The organism is Streptomyces murinus (assembly GCF_002154555.1).
GTDB lineage: Bacteria > Actinomycetota > Actinomycetes > Streptomycetales > Streptomycetaceae > Streptomyces > Streptomyces murinus.
The window spans coordinates 1-974 of the sequence record NZ_MUNF01000966.1 but is presented as its reverse complement, the minus strand read 5'-3'; the positions used below and the strand labels follow the sequence as shown (position 1 = coordinate 974).

General features: G+C 78.5%; 1 protein-coding gene. It reads right to left on the bottom strand.

Annotated elements, in window-relative coordinates; translation table 11 throughout:
• Positions 1–22 precede the first annotated feature (22 nt).
• Complete coding sequence (locus tag CCN72_RS36960; protein WP_208638201.1) at positions 23–886, bottom strand: type II secretion system F family protein; 864 nt, start codon at positions 884–886, stop codon at positions 23–25.
• Positions 887–974 lie beyond the last annotated feature (88 nt).

Here is a 974-nt window from a genome sequence, read left to right as displayed (position 1 = left end):
GCTCACGTCCTCACCCTTCCGTTCATGTCCCCGCCCCCGCTCCCCGCACGATCCGCGCCGACCACCACAGCCCGGCCGTCTCGAACACCGCGCCGATCAGCAGGCAGCCGAGGCCGGGGCCGCTGTGCAGGAGGACCCGCAGCGGGGCGGCGCCCATGGCCGCGCCGAGGAGGAGGCCGAGGGCGGGGAGGGCGGCGAGCAGGACGGCGGTGGCTCTCGCACCGGCCAGTTGGGCGCGCAGGTCGGCGCGTTGGTCCCGTTCGGCGCGCAGGGCGCCGTCCAGCCGGTCGAGGCCGGCCGCGAGGCCCGCGCCCTGGTCGACGGCCACCCGCCAGCACGCGGCCAGTCCGAGCAGTCCCTCGGCGCCCGGCCGCCGGGCCGCCGCGGCGAGGGCGCCGGGCACGTCCCCGCCGAAGCGGGCCGCCGCGACCACGGCCGCCAGTGCCTCGCCGAGCCCGCCCGAGTCCCGCGCGGCCCGCAGCAGCGCCTCGCCGGGCTGCCGTCCGGCCCGCACCTCACCGGCGAACATCCCGCACAGGGCGATCACTTGGTCCATCCGCCGCTCGCGGACGCGTCTCGCCTCCCCGGCCAGCCGCACCCGGCGCAGCACGGGCACCCCGGCCGCCCCCGCGACGACCGGGATCACCGAGCCGCCCAGCAGCGCGAGCAGCAGCCCCGCGACCAGGGCCCACCACTCGACCCCCCAGCGGTCGCGCAACCGCCGTAACGCGGAGCCGAGTTGATCCTGGACCGACGGACCGGCACCCGGCCCGCCGTCCCCGGCCAGCAGCAGCCGCGCCCGCCGCACCCCGTGGTGCCGCTCGCACAGCAGCCACCCCAGCGCGGCCAGACAGATCAACGCGGCCCCCATCGACATCTCACCCATCACCTTCGCCACCTCCGAACCCGCCACCGCCGCCACTCCCGAACCCGTCACCTCGGCCGTCCCCGAACGCGCCACCGCAGCCGTCCCC

Bases quoted from the DNA above. Each gene is read 5' to 3' on its own strand.
- CCN72_RS36960 (WP_208638201.1), bottom strand. From the start codon at position 886: ATGGGTGAGATGTCGATGGGGGCCGCGTTGATCTGTCTGGCCGCGCTG.